16 protein-coding genes and 1 pseudogene are annotated in these 16,806 nt (G+C 38.4%); 14 read left to right on the top strand and 3 right to left on the bottom strand.

The annotated features are described in order from the left end of the window. The first annotated feature begins 42 nt into the window (after nucleotides 1-42). Nucleotides 43-777 (top strand): DUF5694 domain-containing protein, encoded by a 735-nt coding sequence (locus MKZ11_RS16615; protein ID WP_340795482.1) that lies wholly within the window; start codon nucleotides 43-45, stop codon nucleotides 775-777. A 375-nt stretch (nucleotides 778-1,152) separates the two neighbouring features. Then, the gene (locus tag MKZ11_RS16610; protein ID WP_340795481.1) at nucleotides 1,153-1,803 is read left to right on the top strand and encodes a DUF418 domain-containing protein; all 651 of its coding nucleotides are present in this window, start codon (nucleotides 1,153-1,155) and stop codon (nucleotides 1,801-1,803) included. 57 nt (nucleotides 1,804-1,860) lie between these two features. On the opposite strand, the gene MKZ11_RS16605 is transcribed toward MKZ11_RS16610, so the two are convergent. Continuing rightward, complete coding sequence (locus tag MKZ11_RS16605; protein WP_340795480.1) at nucleotides 1,861-3,132, bottom strand: LysM peptidoglycan-binding domain-containing protein; 1,272 nt, start codon at nucleotides 3,130-3,132, stop codon at nucleotides 1,861-1,863. A gap of 290 nt (nucleotides 3,133-3,422) precedes the next feature. Continuing rightward, nucleotides 3,423-4,778, bottom strand: a complete 1,356-nt coding sequence (locus MKZ11_RS16600) for a transposase (protein WP_340794459.1) — start codon at nucleotides 4,776-4,778, stop codon at nucleotides 3,423-3,425. Between the two features lie 166 nt (nucleotides 4,779-4,944). On the opposite strand from MKZ11_RS16600, the gene MKZ11_RS16595 reads away from it, so the two are divergent. Next, entirely contained in the window at nucleotides 4,945-5,370 is a 426-nt protein-coding gene (locus MKZ11_RS16595; RefSeq protein ID WP_340797035.1) for an HAD family hydrolase, read from the top strand. Between the two features lie 1,061 nt (nucleotides 5,371-6,431). Next, complete coding sequence (locus tag MKZ11_RS16590) at nucleotides 6,432-6,869, top strand: GNAT family N-acetyltransferase (RefSeq protein WP_340795479.1); 438 nt, start codon at nucleotides 6,432-6,434, stop codon at nucleotides 6,867-6,869. A 162-nt stretch (nucleotides 6,870-7,031) separates the two neighbouring features. On the opposite strand, the gene MKZ11_RS16585 is transcribed toward MKZ11_RS16590, so the two are convergent. Then, nucleotides 7,032-7,781 (bottom strand): sulfite exporter TauE/SafE family protein, encoded by a 750-nt coding sequence (locus MKZ11_RS16585; RefSeq protein WP_340795478.1) that lies wholly within the window; start codon nucleotides 7,779-7,781, stop codon nucleotides 7,032-7,034. Nucleotides 7,782-8,276: 495 nt separating this feature from the next. On the opposite strand from MKZ11_RS16585, the gene MKZ11_RS16580 reads away from it, so the two are divergent. The 10 genes and pseudogenes from MKZ11_RS16580 (at nucleotide 8,277) to MKZ11_RS16535 (ending at nucleotide 16,795) form a co-directional block, all read left to right on the top strand. Beyond that, entirely contained in the window at nucleotides 8,277-8,798 is a 522-nt protein-coding gene (locus MKZ11_RS16580; protein WP_340795477.1) for a D-glycero-alpha-D-manno-heptose-1,7-bisphosphate 7-phosphatase, read from the top strand. A 251-nt stretch (nucleotides 8,799-9,049) separates the two neighbouring features. Then, nucleotides 9,050-9,598 (top strand): RNA polymerase sigma factor, encoded by a 549-nt coding sequence (locus tag MKZ11_RS16575; RefSeq protein WP_340795476.1) that lies wholly within the window; start codon nucleotides 9,050-9,052, stop codon nucleotides 9,596-9,598. Then, complete coding sequence (locus tag MKZ11_RS16570) at nucleotides 9,570-10,616, top strand: DUF4179 domain-containing protein (RefSeq protein WP_340795475.1); 1,047 nt, start codon at nucleotides 9,570-9,572, stop codon at nucleotides 10,614-10,616. The genes MKZ11_RS16575 and MKZ11_RS16570 overlap by 29 nt, the downstream gene beginning before the upstream one ends. A gap of 202 nt (nucleotides 10,617-10,818) precedes the next feature. Continuing rightward, nucleotides 10,819-11,244 carry a GNAT family N-acetyltransferase gene (locus tag MKZ11_RS16565; protein WP_445327007.1) on the top strand — a complete coding sequence of 142 codons (426 nt, stop codon included), beginning with the start codon at nucleotides 10,819-10,821 and terminating at the stop codon, nucleotides 11,242-11,244. Nucleotides 11,245-11,311: 67 nt separating this feature from the next. Next, entirely contained in the window at nucleotides 11,312-12,217 is a 906-nt protein-coding gene (locus MKZ11_RS16560; protein WP_340795474.1) for an aminoglycoside phosphotransferase family protein, read from the top strand. Between the two features lie 289 nt (nucleotides 12,218-12,506). Then, a pseudogene (locus MKZ11_RS16555) lies at nucleotides 12,507-12,710 on the top strand (IS1096 element passenger TnpR family protein); the annotation flags it as partial. A gap of 54 nt (nucleotides 12,711-12,764) precedes the next feature. After that, entirely contained in the window at nucleotides 12,765-13,799 is a 1,035-nt protein-coding gene (gene fni, locus MKZ11_RS16550; RefSeq protein WP_340795473.1) for a type 2 isopentenyl-diphosphate Delta-isomerase, read from the top strand. 526 nt (nucleotides 13,800-14,325) lie between these two features. Then, a complete protein-coding gene (locus MKZ11_RS16545) occupies nucleotides 14,326-15,063 on the top strand; it encodes a PAS domain-containing protein (RefSeq protein WP_340795472.1) in 738 nt (245 codons plus the stop codon). Between the two features lie 168 nt (nucleotides 15,064-15,231). Then, nucleotides 15,232-15,717 carry a tetratricopeptide repeat protein gene (locus tag MKZ11_RS16540; protein ID WP_340795471.1) on the top strand — a complete coding sequence of 162 codons (486 nt, stop codon included), beginning with the start codon at nucleotides 15,232-15,234 and terminating at the stop codon, nucleotides 15,715-15,717. Between the two features lie 34 nt (nucleotides 15,718-15,751). Continuing rightward, nucleotides 15,752-16,795: a DUF1835 domain-containing protein gene (locus MKZ11_RS16535; protein WP_340795470.1), complete on the top strand. Its 1,044-nt coding sequence runs from the start codon at nucleotides 15,752-15,754 to the stop codon at nucleotides 16,793-16,795. Nucleotides 16,796-16,806 lie beyond the last annotated feature (11 nt).

Below are 16,806 nucleotides of genomic sequence, written 5' to 3'. Positions count from 1 at the left end.
TGTTATAATAATTCAGATAATTATTGTGATAGGAGAGATAGTATGCGTGCGAAAGTCATGGTGGTTGGTGTTTACCACTTAGGGGAAACGAATGATATGGTTTCTGTAGAGAAAAAGGTGGTCGGTGATTTTGCTGAACAAGTAGATGAATTAGTAGAAGCGCTAGGAGCATTTCACCCAACAAAATTGGCTGTCGAAGTATTAACGGAATTGCAGGGGAAAGTAAATGAGAAATTCCGAGATTATCGAAATGGGAATACTATTTCGCCAAAAGATGAAGTGGAGATTATCGGTTTCCCATTGGCAAAAAGATCAGGCATAGAAGAAATTTCGTGTATCGATTGGATGGGGAGTGAAACAAACTATCCATCATTCGATGAAGCATTACAATATGCAAGTGAACAACAACCAGAATGGTATGAAAGTATAACGGAAAATTATATTAAACCTATGCAGAACGATGCACGTATTCTTTCTGAATTGAAGTTACTAGAAGCTTTTCAACGTATCAACCACCCTCAATCAGTAAAATGGAACCATCAATTTTATATGGACTATGCAATGATTGGAAAAATGGATGAGTTTGTTGCAGCGGATTGGCTAAGCTGGTGGTATAAACGGAATCTAATCATCTATTCGAATGTACGGAAACTCATATCTACATCAGAGGAACGAATCCTTCTCTTAATCGGAGGAGGCCATGTTCATCTCGTCAAGCAATTTCTATCTGAATCAAATCAGTGCGAGGTCGTAGAAGCGATTGATTACCTAAAGTAGGAATTTATCGACTTTCTTTGATGCTTGATAATTAACCATTTTCTTATATAAAGCGCCTGTAAGAAAAGCATAAAAGTCTATATTTGAACGTGTACATTTCCAGCTCGCTTTGGATGAAATAATCATAATACCTTCCCGCTGTTTAACTGTGGTTAATCAACACATGTGACTTTCTACACCTATAAAAGTATAGTAGGGTTCAAATTCAGCACTTCTATATCCGAGCAAAAAGGCTATGTGACATAAATGAAAGGTCATTGTCATGTTATTCTATATCGTTTTTGCAGGTGGATTTGTATGATTGGGTCAATTGTACTTTGAGAGGAGAGAAAGTCTTGCGGCCAATTGAACTGAACAAACGAATCGATATACTAGATGATAGTTGGTCTTGTGTTGTTAATCTTGACGAGTTATCTATCCTTAAAGGCGTTAATGCCTTTACCGCTTATATTAATAGGATACGCGGCCGGGCAATATCAATTTTTTGAGGAATTACACAAAAAAATCCGTATGATCTCCATTTTCACGGCAATCATGTTTGTTTTGAGCGCTATAGGCTTACTTATTCAATATAAGCATGTGCCATTGGAAACTTTTTACCCATTTATTTTAGAAGGGGTTAATGAACCGACGATTGAGCAGGCCAATCAATTTATGAAAATCGGCCTGATGATTGGACCACTTCTGTCTGCATTCTTCATTGGTTCGTTGATTTTATTGCTACAACTTCCGTTGATGCAAAAAGTCTTGTCTCCTTTAAAGTTTTATGGTCGAATGGCTTTAACAAATTATTTGCTGCAGACAGCATTCATCTTAATTGTTGGTCATATGTTTGATTTGTTCGAGCGTATTTCTTATACTCAATCATTTTTCCTTTGTGCAGGTATTTGCCTAATCCAATTCAGCTTCAGTAGAATTTGGTTGCATTTTTTCCTATACGGACCAATGGAATGGATTTGGCGTATGTGGACTTACTTTGAAGTGCCTCCCATCGTTAAAAGTAAAGAAAAACCTGCTCTCGACTAATTAATATCAGTCGAGGACAGGTTTTTCAGTCAGGTATTTTAAAAACGTAATGTCGAACTAGCGCCTTTTCCGGATTGTAAAGTTGTCTTCCAGCAACAACCAATTTTGCGGGAAAGGATATCCAAGAACCCAGTAACTGATGCCACGTAAATTATAGTCTTTCACCACATCGAACTTCGCCTGTGCACTACGGGCATCTTCAAACCAGACTTCGTGGTTGCGGCCCTGTGCATCAGTATATCGATAAAATGGAGACTGAGCTACTGGGTCATATTGAATAGTTGCACCATACTGGATAGCTCGGCGAATCGCTTCCTGCTGGCTGAATGTTTCCGCTTCTTGTCCTTGCTCGTGGGGAAGCAGCCAGTCGCGCGCATAGATTTGAAAACCAAATAATATTTTATTTCTTGGTATCACGGAAACGGCGTAATCCAGCACCTTTTTTATTTCGTTCAAAGGAGAAATTGCTTGCGGCGGCCCCAAACGGTAACCCCATTCATAGGTCATCAGTACGGTAAAGTCAACAATTCTTCCATGTACCGCGTAATCATGTGCCTCGTATAATAACCCTCTTTGTTCACCGCTAATTTTCGGGGCAAGGGCTGTTGAGACGGTATAGCCTTCAGGATGCAAGCGGTCAACCGCCCGCTGCAAAAATTGGTTATATAATTCACGATCGGCCGGGAACACATTTTCAAAATCAATATTTAAACCTTGATACCCTTTTTCCTTTATAACGTTTAAGATATTCGCTAATAAAGATTCTTGGATTTCGGTGCTTGCAAGAACAGTGTGTGCAAGACTAGATCCGGCAGCTGTGGAACTGAAATTTGTAATCACTAGCACGGGAACGACTCTCTCGGCAGCGGCAGATCGAAGCATTTCAGTATCGTCAATAGCATTTAGTCCGCCATCTTCGCGAATCGTATAGACGAAAGGCATCCAGTAAGTTAAATATCGGCCTACTTCTTGAATTTCCCTGGCTCCAGTTTCTTCTGTATTGATGGTATAAGCGTTTACGTCGATAACTGGTTTATGGTGAGAAATGCTTAAAGTAGTGCCTGATAAAATCATATCGGGATTTTGTATTTGATTCGTTTTACTGATTTCCTCGATAGTGGAATTATAGCGTTGTGCAATTTCCGATAGATTTTCACCGGGACGTATAGTATGTGTCCGAGCAGGCGTTGGAATAACTAGAGCCAACCCGCTTACAAGTTTACTTGGACTTTCCAACTGGTTAGCTGTTGCAATTTGGGTCACCGTAATACCGTAGCGTTGTGCGATCAACCACAAAGTCTCCCCTGGATGTACTACATGTATTTGCATATAGTTCTCTCCTCGTATATTCATCTCTTTTATGATATTCAAAAAGGGGCAAAGATATTATTGATTGTGTGATTACTTGAAAGGCAATTGTATTTGTGCCTGGTCTGTTCGGATTTGCTGTTGCGAGCAGAGGCCTCTTTTTTAGAGACACTTCTGATTTGATTAATAAATAATCCACCTTCACATCCTAAAGATTGACTCTTCAAATTTTATATAATTGAATCAATTTCATAAATCATCTTTTTCAAGAGCTTAGACTTCTCCCGTATCAAAATTTATGCTTTTAAAAATTAAGCCGCTTTACTTTTTGTTTGTAATAAGGCATCCATTCGATCGACAGCCAATTTGCAGGCATTATAAATAAACGTCACAAGGTTGAAGTGCAGTTTTGCTTTTTTACCTGTTCGGTGACGGACGTTGTTCAATTGAAAGTATTCTTTTAAATAGGCGTTGACGCGTTCTACTGCGGTACGTTCTTTATAAAGTTTCTTCCATAATTCTGAGCCACGTGCTGGATACGTGTATTTTCGAATATCCGCTTCACATTTGATTTTGAACACCTTTTGACAGAGTGAATCCTCTCTCAATGGACATGTTATGCATTCTTTCGGGCGGGTAAATTTTAATGTATGGTATTTTTCATCGAAGCTGTCGTAACAGTAGCTATGCTCACGTACACAAGTTGGGCGAAAGTGTTCATCGAATCCTATATATTCGCCTTCATTTCGAACATTGTATGGAATCACGACACGCATCGTTTGCGCTAGTGCTTGTTTATAGATCGATTCATAATCATAACCCGCATCGAATAGCGCTGTCGTAAAATGTTTTGGCAAAAGGGTAGCTACCTTTTTTAGCAGTGGAATGGCCGCTTTACTGTCAGATAAATTACCCGACGACATAAGGCGCCCTACAATATACTGGCTTTTCGATGAAACAGCCAGATGTCCCTTAAAGCCGTACCAGAACATATTTTTCCCGTCACTATTTTTCTTGATGCCCCACTTCGGCTCAATCGGTATGTCCTGCCAAAGTGTTTCAGCTGAAATCGACAACTGGGCTTCCAATTTCTTTTCGTAGGTTGTTAAATTCGCTTCGATTTCTGCTTGTTCAGCGAGCCAAGCTGCCTGTTCTTCTTTTGCTTTACGTCCACGTTTCTTCGGCGGCTTAGCCTCTTTTTTCTCAGAAGGTTTTGAAGCGTCACGTGCTTCGAAATGCGTGGCATCAAAGGCAAGGTGTTCATCGCAAAGAAAGCCTTCTAAAAAGACCATTTGAATCAGTTCATCCTGCATGTTATCAAGCACATCAGACTGACTAATTACACCGATCATACGTGAATAAGATGCCTCTGAAGGTACAGAATCTGAGACAAGAAACCCGCAATCTAGACGGAATAAAGGATCGTTGACTAACCGTTTTATTAAATCCTTTACGGTTGGGATACGTTCTACAATACGAATTATCAATGATTGAATCATCGCACCATAATTACATTCACGCGGAGCACCACGCAGCGTCTTTTTAGAAAACAGATGAAAGATTGGTTGCACATCGAAAGTGGAAAAAATCGCTTCAAAACGGTACGAACTTTCCATTTCGAATAATTGTTGGATGTCAAACAGGCTAATTTGTTTTATAATAGTCATGAGGCATTCACTCCACTCGGTTAGGTTGTTTAGTCGCTACCATTATACCGGATTTGGGGAGGTGCCTCATTTTTATTGAATTGAAACCCTTGATACTAAAGGGATAGGAATTATGAAATCAACTCAATTAGATTAATGAATGCATTTGAAATTTAAGTGACGTCCTATAATTTTAAAGAGTATTCCATTTCCTAACCTGCATAAAATGTTAACAACGCTCACAAACCAATCGATTGTCTTAGGGATTATAAGTAATGGGAGAGGGCAGTTCCAAATGGATACTATCATGGTGCTCGGTATTGAAAACTATTTTGAAACGATTTTAATATCTGAAAAAGAAGGCATGAAAAAACCCGACCCACGAATATTCAAGAAAGCGTTACAGCAACTTAATATTACAGCGAATGAATGTATTTTTGTCGGAGATCATCCCGGAAATGATGTGAAAGCATCTCAAGATGCGGGGATGTTAGCAGTCTGGAAAAAGGATTTACAATGGGAAGACGTGCAAGCGGATTTCATCATACATGATTTAATGGAAATACCTCTAATTGTAGAAAATCTCGCCAATAGGACGAACTATGGCAATTAACGGACTACCTAATTGTGATAACAAACTGAGAAAAATAGCTTTCCATAAATAATTTATTAAAATACCCATATGATTTTCCCAGACCATCATTAGATAAAGAGAAAGAGGAATTTTCACTCTGGAGGTGGATGGTCATGGCGAAAAGAAACCGGGGAAAAGCATTAAAAAAACTCCTTTCAAGAGGAAGAGGAGACTGTCCGTTGTGTTATCGAAATAGAATTAAGTTATTGTATGTCCATAAAACGGAAGCGAAAGAAATCATTAAAGTATGTAAATTCTGCAGAGATAGATGAGTTCACCAGATTACTTAAGCGACTTTTCTATTTAACGTAAGGCATCCTATGAGGCGCTTGTAAACATGATTAGTCTTTCTCCGCTAATTGTTGCAGTGATTGCATCGTCGTCTAAAATGCCACAAATGAAATAATCCAGCCTTCAGTTTAGACGGCTGGATTATTTCATCGAGTGACACATGGGGAACCTGCTATTACAAAGACCGCTTGGTTTTAGTGCACCAAGCGGTCTTGCTTATTATACTCGTACCCTAGAACGCATGTATGGTATAACGGAAGAGTAATAGAATAGGTGACTCAAGGGTGGTTGGCTCATTAAAGGAAGTCAGACTAAGTTCGCCGCTTCCTACGGCAACGTCTGCATGGCCCACGTTGTGTGGGCCCGGGGTGGTGCCAATGACAGTATTCGAAGGGTTAATGCTAACATTTACATTTGGAGCATTAATTATAGTGATACTTTCATTTAACCAAAAACAAAAATAACCCACCCTTGAGTTAACGGCTCAATTTAGGATGGTTTATTTCATTCCAGATGCCAATCCCCTTGTTGGGAACCTGCTTATTACATTGACCGTTTGGTGTTTGCGCACCCAGCGTTATCTTTTAGTATATTCTAAAATTTTTATCATTATACGTTTGAATGGTTTATCTTTCAAGTGTTTGATTCGAATATTTTTTGTAAATTGGTACTCTTGAATAAGACCGGCAAATAATTATATCATTTTGTGATAAATCATATGGTATATTTATAAAAAAGGGGTTGCGGTGATGAGTGAATTAACGATTAAAGAGCTTCAAACACCTGATGAAATCGTTGAAGCATTTCCGATTATGAAGCAGTTACGAACACATTTGGATGAAGTTACATACTTGGAATTAGTCTGCGAAGCACAAGAGAAAGATCGCTACCAACTATTCGCTTTACAAAGTGATGGAGAGATCGTTGCAGTGGTTGGTTTTAAACCCATGATTACACTCTATTACGGCAGATTCGTATGGGTTTGTGATTTGGTGACTGATACAACAAAACGTTCTAGCGGCTACGGCGAAAATTTACTGACCTATGTCCATAAATGGGCAAAGGAAAATAGCTATGAAAGTGTTGCATTATCATCGGGTTTGCAACGTTCGGAGGCACATCGCTTCTATGAAGAAAAGATGGATTACGATAAAGTGAGCTATGTATTCAAAAAGGCTTTAATTTAATAAATTAGCAAACAGGCAACAATGAAATGATGTAGACGGTAATAAAGTAGGTAATTCAAGGGTGATACTTACGTATAACCATAAAAAATAGCCCATCCCTTCGTTTACAGGCATGTAGGGATGGGTTATTTCCACTCTCTATTGAGTAGAGAGTTTTTCGTATTATCCGCGGGGCATTAGCAATAGCACGCCAAGTACAATGATAATAATGAATAAGTAATTCTCAAATTTCTTAGCTGGAATTCGCTTATTGAAAAATATACCTAATGCTGTAGCTAAGAGGATAGCTGGAATAGAATAACCATAAAGAATCAGTGAGTCAACCGTCCACAGCCCTCCGAGAGCATATCCAGTTACAACTAGAACGCCAGATATAAGAAAATGAGCTTGCAATGTGCCACGAAAGCGATCTGGATTCCATTTTCGCAATGTACCATAGACAACAACTGGCACCCCATTAAAGTTATACGCACTGCCAAGCACTCCTGAAGCAAAACCGAATGGCAATACCCATCCTTTGGCGTTTAGCAACGGGCGATCGATTGCCTTAAAAAGTTTTTTCTTAATTATTGAGTACACACCAAAGACAATTAAAAAAATACCAAGCCCAGTTGTAATTACAATTGCAGGAGTTAGATGAAGCATAACGAGTCCAAATGGGATTCCGATTACTGTTGAAATAGCTAATCGGATTAGAACGGGACGTTCAATATGACGCCAACCACCGACGACAGTGAGTGCGGCGACGGTAAGGCCGGCTAATCCAATCAGAGAGACGGATGTGTTTAGCGGGATTGGGAGCAGTGCAAGTAGGGGCATGCTCACAATTGCTTCCCCAAAACCAAACATTGACCGCATCAATGCTCCAACAAATACAGCAACTACTACAAGTGTAATAATCGTTATGGTCATTACTTAATCCCCCTTAAACCATTGGATTTTCTTTTTTCATATCCTTACTTTCTGCGAAATTAAAAACCTCAAATAGACAGCCTTTTTGTAGGCATATGAGGTAGTTTGGATATTACTAAAAATTAATAATTTAATTAAGAACAATTATATAATAAATCATGCTTTTTCATTCCTAAGAAGAGTAATTGTCTCTTTTATGTATCTGCTATAATTATACCATAAATTTAATCTTTAAATTCGGTATTTTGGTATATTTAAAACGCTAAATAAGACCTCTACCATCCTTTTTAAGTTGCTTGTTATATCGTTTTAAAGGTGATATAAGCGAAGTTGCTTAGAGGGGTTTAAAGCGAATTATAGAAGCAGGTAGGAATAGGTGTTATGTCCATTTTAATCCCCCGAGGCGCATACGATAATGAAGGCACATTAACTTCAAAAGACTTTTTGTGTGTACATATGAATAACGCTCCAAGCAAATAATTAAACAATAAAGGAATGATTTCATTGAAGGTTGCATTTTTTGATAGAGATGGAACAATTATTGAAGACTATCCGGACCATAAGTGGACGGATATAAAGAATCCTGTTTTTATAACCGATTCAATACAGACGTTAAAGGAGGTTTATCAAAAAGGATATGAAATAATAATCATAACGAATCAATACCTAATAAACGAAGGATTAATAGCAATAGAACAGTACAATGACATCACGGCAAAAATGCTTTTTGAGTTATCCTGTAAGAAAATCAAGGTACTAGATGTATTTCACTGCCCTCATGGCAGAAATGAAGGTTGTACCTGTATCAAACCTCAAACCGGAATGATTAAGAATGCATTAATGAAATACCCCGCTATAAATATTGATCAATCCTTTATGATCGGTGATTCAATTGTTGATGTAGAACTGGCTATCAATATGGAGATGAAAGGGTTTGGCATAGGGGTAGCTTCAACTTCCAATATGAAAAATATCTACGAACTAAACAGCATAAAAGAGGTACTCACGTATATATAAATCCACTCCCCTTTACTACTATTGAGCAGAGGTTGTAATAAAGGAAGTACAGTAAACTTAGAGGGTCGGACATGATAATGGCACTTCACCGGTTCGCTAGGTGAGGTGCTTTTATTGATCCACATACGTGCTGAAAGATTTCAGCATACATACGATTTATATAAAAAGAATAAACCAATGCAACTAAACGAGCGTATTCCCTATCTAATCTTTTGAAAAGCAAATACAGAACGAGTAAAGGGGGTGCCTACATGGGATTAGTAAATACCTTGGTCAAGAAGGCGAAAAAGGGAGATGGAGAGGCATTTGTCGCTCTCGTACAGCAATATGAAGATGTATTGTACAGAATAGCCAGCAGGATGTTAAAAAATGAAGAGGATGTAGCGGATGCGATGCAGGAGGCAATTATGTCAGCTTATGAAAAATTACATACGTTAAAAAATGATGCGTACTTCAATACTTGGATTTGTAAAATACTCATCAATCAATGTAACAGTATATTGAACAAGTACAAGCATTTTTCAACGGTTGATGTCGATGTGTTGCCAGAACAGCGTCAAGATGATGTTCAAAACCTAGAGTTACAAGATGCACTGGATAGTTTAAATAAAGACTATAAAATAGCTTTTATCTTATATTACATTGTCGGTTTAAACACAAAAGAAATCGCTACATTTTTAAAAGAGCCGGAAGGGACAATCAAATCAAGACTTTCCAGAGGGAAGATGTTGTTGAGAAATAATTATTATAAAAGTGAGGGAGTGTTTGTGAATGAAAACGGACTTCGAAAAGGAATTTAACCAAACGATGACTGAAGAGAAGGAGATGCCGGCGAATGTACGACTAACATTGGATAGCACCTATGCAAGCATTCGAGCACAATCCAAAAAGAAGAAAGATCGATTCATTTGGAAGCGGGTCACTACGGTTGCTTGTGCACTGCTAATAACAGGAGTAGTGCTAACGAATGAGCGTGTCATCGCTAGCATCAATGATTTCTTTAATTTTGGAGACCAAGGAATCGAACGAGCTGTAACGGAAGGCTTTGCACAAGACAGTAATAGCGCGGTCACCGATCAAAATGTCACCCTAACACTACAGCAACATTTTTCAGATGCCAATAAAATTGGTCTGAGTTTTCAATTAGAATTTGAAGATTCTACAATCCTGGATACTACTGTGACAGATGTTACAATGGACTTCCGATTAAAAAATGGAGATGGCGAGTATATTGATGAATTTATTCCAGACACAAAGCCTTTGAAAGGTCACAATAAGTACGGCGCCTCAGGTATTAATATGCATAATCCCATTCTAGATGCAAAGGCAGGGAAAGTTCAATTCGATGTGATCATTGACTCCAATAAGGGGATGTTACCTAGTCTACAAAATGCTGTCGTCGAAATAGAAAGTATCAATATTTTTCGCGGTTTTGCGTTTGAGACTCTCAAGAAAATTGATGGAAAATGGGATTTGGCTGTTGCGAATCAGGACAAAAGCAAGCCGATGACAATTATCGAATATGTCACGGATGATCCATCGTCAATCATTCAAGTTTCTTCAGCCAAGGCAAGTCCAACATCTTTAAATCTCATCTTTTCCGTAGATGGATTATTTGAGAATGAGAGCCCATTTTCTCACTCGATGAAGATTATAGATAGGGAAGGTAATGAGTATCTAACAGATGGATTTAATATTGATGAAAATTTAAATGAAACTATTATTTCAGCAAATTTCCCAATAACGTCTTATAGTAATGCTGATAAATTAACCTTTGTTGTAAAAGGAATAGGGGAAGTTGGGCTGCTGAAAAAATAGTTGGAAAAACCGGAAGCCTTATACAATATTGGTCTCCGGTTTTGCTTAGTTTTAATAGTATAATAGATGTATAGAAATGCGGTAAATTAATGGTGGAAAGAGGATGGTTAGATATTAAAAGTTGAAGCTTTGCAATTGCTTTATTATACTTCGTGGTGGCTAACAAAAAATCCTGAAAATGTATTATTAGAAGGGTGTGCAATTGATGCAGATTACACTAGCTGAACCAGGTGAATTGATTGATATTTCAGAAATTGACAACGGGGTAATTGGATCTTACAGTAGAAAAAACTATTTGAAAGTTGCAATAGAGGAAAAGAGGTGCTTGGTAGCCAAAACAGACTCTTCAATAGTTGGTTTCTTAATTTATAACACTGATTTTTTTAATTGTAGCTTCATTGCCCTTGTCATTGTTCATCCTTTAGAAAGAAAAAAAGGATATGCTAAATCACTAATGAGGTATTTTGAAACAATTTCTCCTACTCAAAAAGTGTTTTCTTCTACCAATCAATCAAACGAAAATATGCAAAAATTATTTATTTCTATTGGATTCGTCAAGAGTGGCTATGTTGAAAATTTAGATGAAGGCGACCCGGAAATTATCTACTTCAAGATGCTCCTTAGTTAGCTTTTATCATTGTATCGGATGGATTCGAGAAAGGACTTTTTCGCATTCTGCTAAAGGGGGAAAGAAGATGGATATTCCTAAAATAGCTTTTTTCGAAAACTGTTTATCATATGTGTTAATCAACGAAGGATTTTCAACTGATGTGAAGTGGCGTGTTGATAATAGGTATTTATTGCGCATTTCACCAACTAGTGCTGTTAGCCAGTTAGAAAAGCAGGCACTTTTAACGAATGCGGTGCATGCAATCGACCCTCGTATTCCGTATGTACATGAGGTAGGAATAAATGAGGGATATGGATACGTGATTTTGGATTATATTATGGGGGAAAATGGAGACGTAGTGTTACCAACACGAAGTACTTCGGTGCAATATCGAATCGGTCAACAAGTCGGACAAACACTTCGGAACATGCACAGCATTCCAGCGCTCACTGATTCTACAACTTGGGAAGAACGATGGACGGAGCGTGTAGAACGACTTGCTCCGCGGTATGAGAAAATCGCCGCGCAAAATAAGAGATATTTACGGGTGTTGAGCTTTGTACACGAGCATTTGCAGCTGTTAAAGGAGCGTCCTAGTCACATACAACATTATGATTTTCATCCAGGAAACATCTTGATTCAAGAGGATCAGTTTACGGGTTTGATCGATATGCAAAAGATTACGCATGGAGATCCGGTAAATGAGTTTTACAAAATGGAATATTTTAATGTCCCTGTCAGTATAGCCTATTCGCGTGGAGTATTAGATGGTTATCATAAGAACCGCCCCATTTCAGAGTCTTTCTGGGCATTACATCGGCTGTATGCTGCTATTCATATCCTTTCTGCAGAAGTATGGTCGAACGAAATTGGGCTAGAACAACAACAGAAGTTCAAAAAATACACAGTGTTCACGATGGATCAATTTGATGATTTTAAGCTACTAATTCCGAAATGGTATACGGAAGCGGCGGAGAACTTATATGGATAATTATGGTGTGATAGGATGTGTCATTCCATTAAGGAACAATTTGAGGTCATGAGCAGATAGGTATCACATAAATGTATTTGGCGGAAAATAAAAATTCACTTCTCAAGATTCTAAAATAGATTCCTATAAATATGTTGTCGTGAACTTTAAATTACATATAAGATAATCAGTAAGAGGATTAGAAATGTGATTATTTTTCCAAGCAATCCTTTGATGATGATTTTCAGTACGCTTATTTTATGATGGCAAAAAGTAGGCTCAAGATTATAGCTCATCTCCTGATGATGACTACGGCCGTACGAATGTTGCGGAAATGCAAATCGGAGCTTTGGACCTTTCTTCAGGGCAGAAATTACTATATGTGTACGATTATGGTGATGAATGGACATTTATAGTAGAAGTAGATGACATCAAAGGGAATACCCAGCAACTAATTCGTCCTTTTGTGAAGGAGACTAAGGGGAACACACCACAGCAATACGATAACTTCTAATAAAACGATTAATGAGTTATCATTAACATCAACAGGAAAGGTGAGTGTTTTCAAATGGCGGGGCCAATCAACCAAAGAAAATCAGAGCATATTCAAATCACATTGAATGAGAACGTAACGGGTGATACAATTACAACCGGTTTTGAAAAAGTAAGATTTATACATAATGCGTTACCCGAAATCGATTTCCGTGAACTAGCAATTGATACGACATTTTTAGGGCACAAGTGCAAAACACCATTTCTTATCAGTTCTATGACCGGCGGGGCGGCTTTCGCCGAAACAATCAATCGAAACCTTGCTGAAGCTGCGGAAGAAAGAGGCTGGGGATTAGCTTTAGGCTCGACACGTGCACTGATTGAAAGTGCGGAACATCGAGCCTCTTTTCAAGTAAGAAAATATGCACCGAGCATCCCGATAATCGCTAATTTAGGCGCGGTTCAGCTCAATTATGGCTTCGGCGTAGATGAATGTCTTCGCATCATTGATATAACAGAAGCAGATGCACTTGTCCTACATTTGAACAGTATTCAGGAAGTGATTCAACCTGAAGGTGATACGAATTTCAAAAGTTTATTGGGGAAAATAGAATGGCTTTGCAACGAGTTGGAAGTACCGGTTGGTGTGAAGGAAGTTGGTTGGGGAATCGATGGGGCCACTGCTAAGAAATTATGCGATGCGGGAGTTTCCTTTATAGATGTTGCGGGAGCGGGCGGTACATCATGGAGTCAAGTGGAAAAATTCCGTTCAACATCTCCTGTGAAAAGAATTGCAGCCGAGGCATTCAGTGATTGGGGACTACCAACAGTCGAATGTATCACTTCGGTGCGAGCTCAAATCGATAAGCAACCGATAATCGCAAGCGGTGGAATGCATACCGGTCTGGATGCAGCAAAAGCCATTGCACTAGGAGCAGATATGGTCGGTTTTGGCAGGTCAATTCTGAAGGAAGCAACGCAGTCTGCCAACGATGTCCTAGAAGTGATGGAAACAAGAGAATTGGAACTTCGATTGGCGATGTTCGGTATTGGAGCAGCATCACTGGAAGAGTTAAAAAAGACGGATCGGGTCAGTTATCAGATTCGTTAATGTTAAAACTTATAATCACGGACCCCCTATGTACTAAAGTAAGGGGTCCATTTTAAATATTAAAGCTATTTAAACGTGTTGGCATTACTTGGTCTTCAATTACAGTGAACAATTTACGTCCAGATACAATCCCGTAATGTGTCCCAGTTTGGTTTGGCAAATTCCTTGCACGATTGTATAACCAAAGCTGAAATCTGCAGGAACAGCAGCTTTCATTTCAACAAGAATAGTATCAGAAAATGATTTTTGGGGTGATTATTAAACTACCATTTTTCGAAAATTTAAAACCATGCATATATTCCTGTTATACGAAACCTCGCTAGTGCATATACAAATACATTGCTCGCAACTAGTTTATTATACATCCATACTATATCCCCCGAACACTTATTCAAGTGAAGGCAAAAACTACAGTTAAAAGAAAGGGAATATCTTTAGGGAGAAGAGGACACATCGCAACGGATATTTGTCTTGATATATGGACTAGCGAGGTGTATGATTATTTAAAATATTAGGAGTGTTTAGAATGGAAATACCTTCCTTTCAACAAGCTGTTGGTTTTAGTGTCGGCGATACTCTATCTCTTTTTTTATTAAGTACTCTTTTAGAACGAACAAGTTATTCAAGAGCACTCTATGAACAATTCAACTTAGATTTCCCAGGACGTTCTGTTTCTTATGAATATGTCGCACGTACTGCTAACACATTAGAAAACAGTGGCTATCTTCGCTCTCAAACAGTAGGTCGTAAAAAGTTCTTTCATATTACTGAAAAAGGAAAAGCTCGTCTTCATGAATATAAAACTATTTATGCGCATCGGTTTAGTGAAGTATCTACTGTCATAGATCGATTCTACTATTTTCTAACCAAGAATGGCCTGCCGCCGCATGTTGAAGTTGAAATTGAGCCATTACACAATGATTTTAGACCGTTTATATCAAAGCTGTTATCTGTCAAAGATGTGGTTCGATTTATGACACTACGTTTTAGCTTACATCGTAACTCTTTTTATATGGCTGAGGTTCAGGGGCAATTGAATAGCTTGTTTGGCTGGTCCCCATCCAATGGCTATTTATACAATATAGCGCGCGAAATGGAAGAAACAAATTTGTTGGTTGGATTATGGCCGGATGAAAGAAGGACTGTGCGCAAATTATATAAAACGGATGAGAGTGAACAATTCTACGTCATCGTCGCAGCTTCATTAACTGAAAGGATCACTCAAGTTCGTAAATATCTACACTATATTATAAAACTGGTTTGAATATCACATACATTTACACGTTACGTATTTATCATTTAATCATAAAAATAATCCATCTTTGATTTTGCCCAATTAAAGGATATTGTGCTGTAAGAAGTACTAGCGTAAGAACTTAAATATTTTTTTCTAAAGTATCATTTAACGGAGTCTATATGGAGGTTGGCGTCGATGAAAGCAGATGTAAGTCGGGCAATTGAATTACGTGCAGAAGGGAAATGCGAGGAATCGAATGAATTACTGCTAAAACTAGTAAATGTGTTTCCAGAGGATGCATTTATCAACTATCAATGTGCATGGAGTTTTGATGTGTTAGGAGAAGAATTACAAGCAGTGCCCTTTTATGAAAAGGCGATTGAATTGGGGCTAGCTGCAAAAGAATTTGAGGGAGCCTTACTGGGACTTGGAAGTACCTATAGAACATTGGGTGACTATGAAAAGTCTAAACAAGTATTTCTAAAAGGGATGGATTTATATCCAAACAATCGGGTCATTCAGGTATTCTATTCGATGACGCTCTACAATTTAAAGGATCATCAGGGTGCCATGGAATTACTACTTAAGTGCTTGGTAGACACGACGACAGATCAGGAGATTTTGAGCTATAAAAAAGCAATCAACTTTTATTCAGATAAATTAGACGATAGTTGGAGTTAGCGGCCTTTTACTTGATAAAAAGGAGGAGAAGTTATTGGAAAAAGCCAATCAACTCAAACGAGCTATTACAAAATTAAACGATACGGAGACAAAGTCATTACTTTTCCAACTATTTTTACAAGCTGAAATGAATGAACCGACACAATTTGTTAAGGATTTAAACAAAATGAAACATTCGCTTATGGCCCTATCACCAGTCCCACATACACAAACGGTACATATTGTTTTTGGTGATTCGACAGCTGGTAGCTTACGTGTTGCATTTCACGACACTGCTTATAAGGAAACCGAAGAGGTCCTTGTTTTACCAGATAATTTTTCGGTTGGTCCTGTGAAGAATTTGCATACAAAAGAGGGAATTCAAGCACGCTTTCAGTGGTTGAAAGATCGGTTCCAAGATGCAATCAATGAACGTGACGCGTATATGCATGGAATGATGGAAGCCATTGAAAATATCAAAACAATTCCACCCTACCAAGACATCGTCGTGTGGACAGGCAATAACGCACATGAACAAACCGGATTACGTCTTGTCCTCGCATTGCTGAAAGACAAGTGGAACACCATTTTTATCCTCAATACCTTTTCAGCCTTTCATGAACTCTATACATATCCTGTACTGGCAGAAGAGGACTATCCTCAAATATCAAGTCAACTTTGTTCTGATGAATTATTGCTCATTTATGAGCAATACGACATGCGACCTGTGCAGATAGCGAAGCGAGAGACGTTATGTCAGGAAGGATGGAATATGTTGCTCGAAGAAAGCTCTAGTATGCTGTCTGATGAACCATACCTCATTCGTACGTGGGAGGATAATGAGCTCTGGCATAATACGAATATAGATGGTGATGATGATTTCATTATTGCTTGTGCAAAAAGGATGCATGCGGAAGAAGAAACACTTGATTTTATCAAAGCTGCTCGTGTTATTGGTGAAGTATGTGGTCATATGGAGCAATATAGAGGGATTGAATGGATGGAATACCGCCTTCGGTGTTTAATCGAGCAGGGGACCTTTGAGTATGAAGGGGACTTGAAGGCAATGCGATTGTATCAGGTGAAGCTAAGCGTATGAGTGGCATTGTT

It is taken from the genome of Sporosarcina sp. FSL K6-1508, assembly GCF_038007465.1.
Lineage (GTDB): Bacteria > Bacillota > Bacilli > Bacillales_A > Planococcaceae > Sporosarcina > Sporosarcina psychrophila_B.
This window is presented reverse-complemented; position numbering and strand designations above follow the sequence as displayed.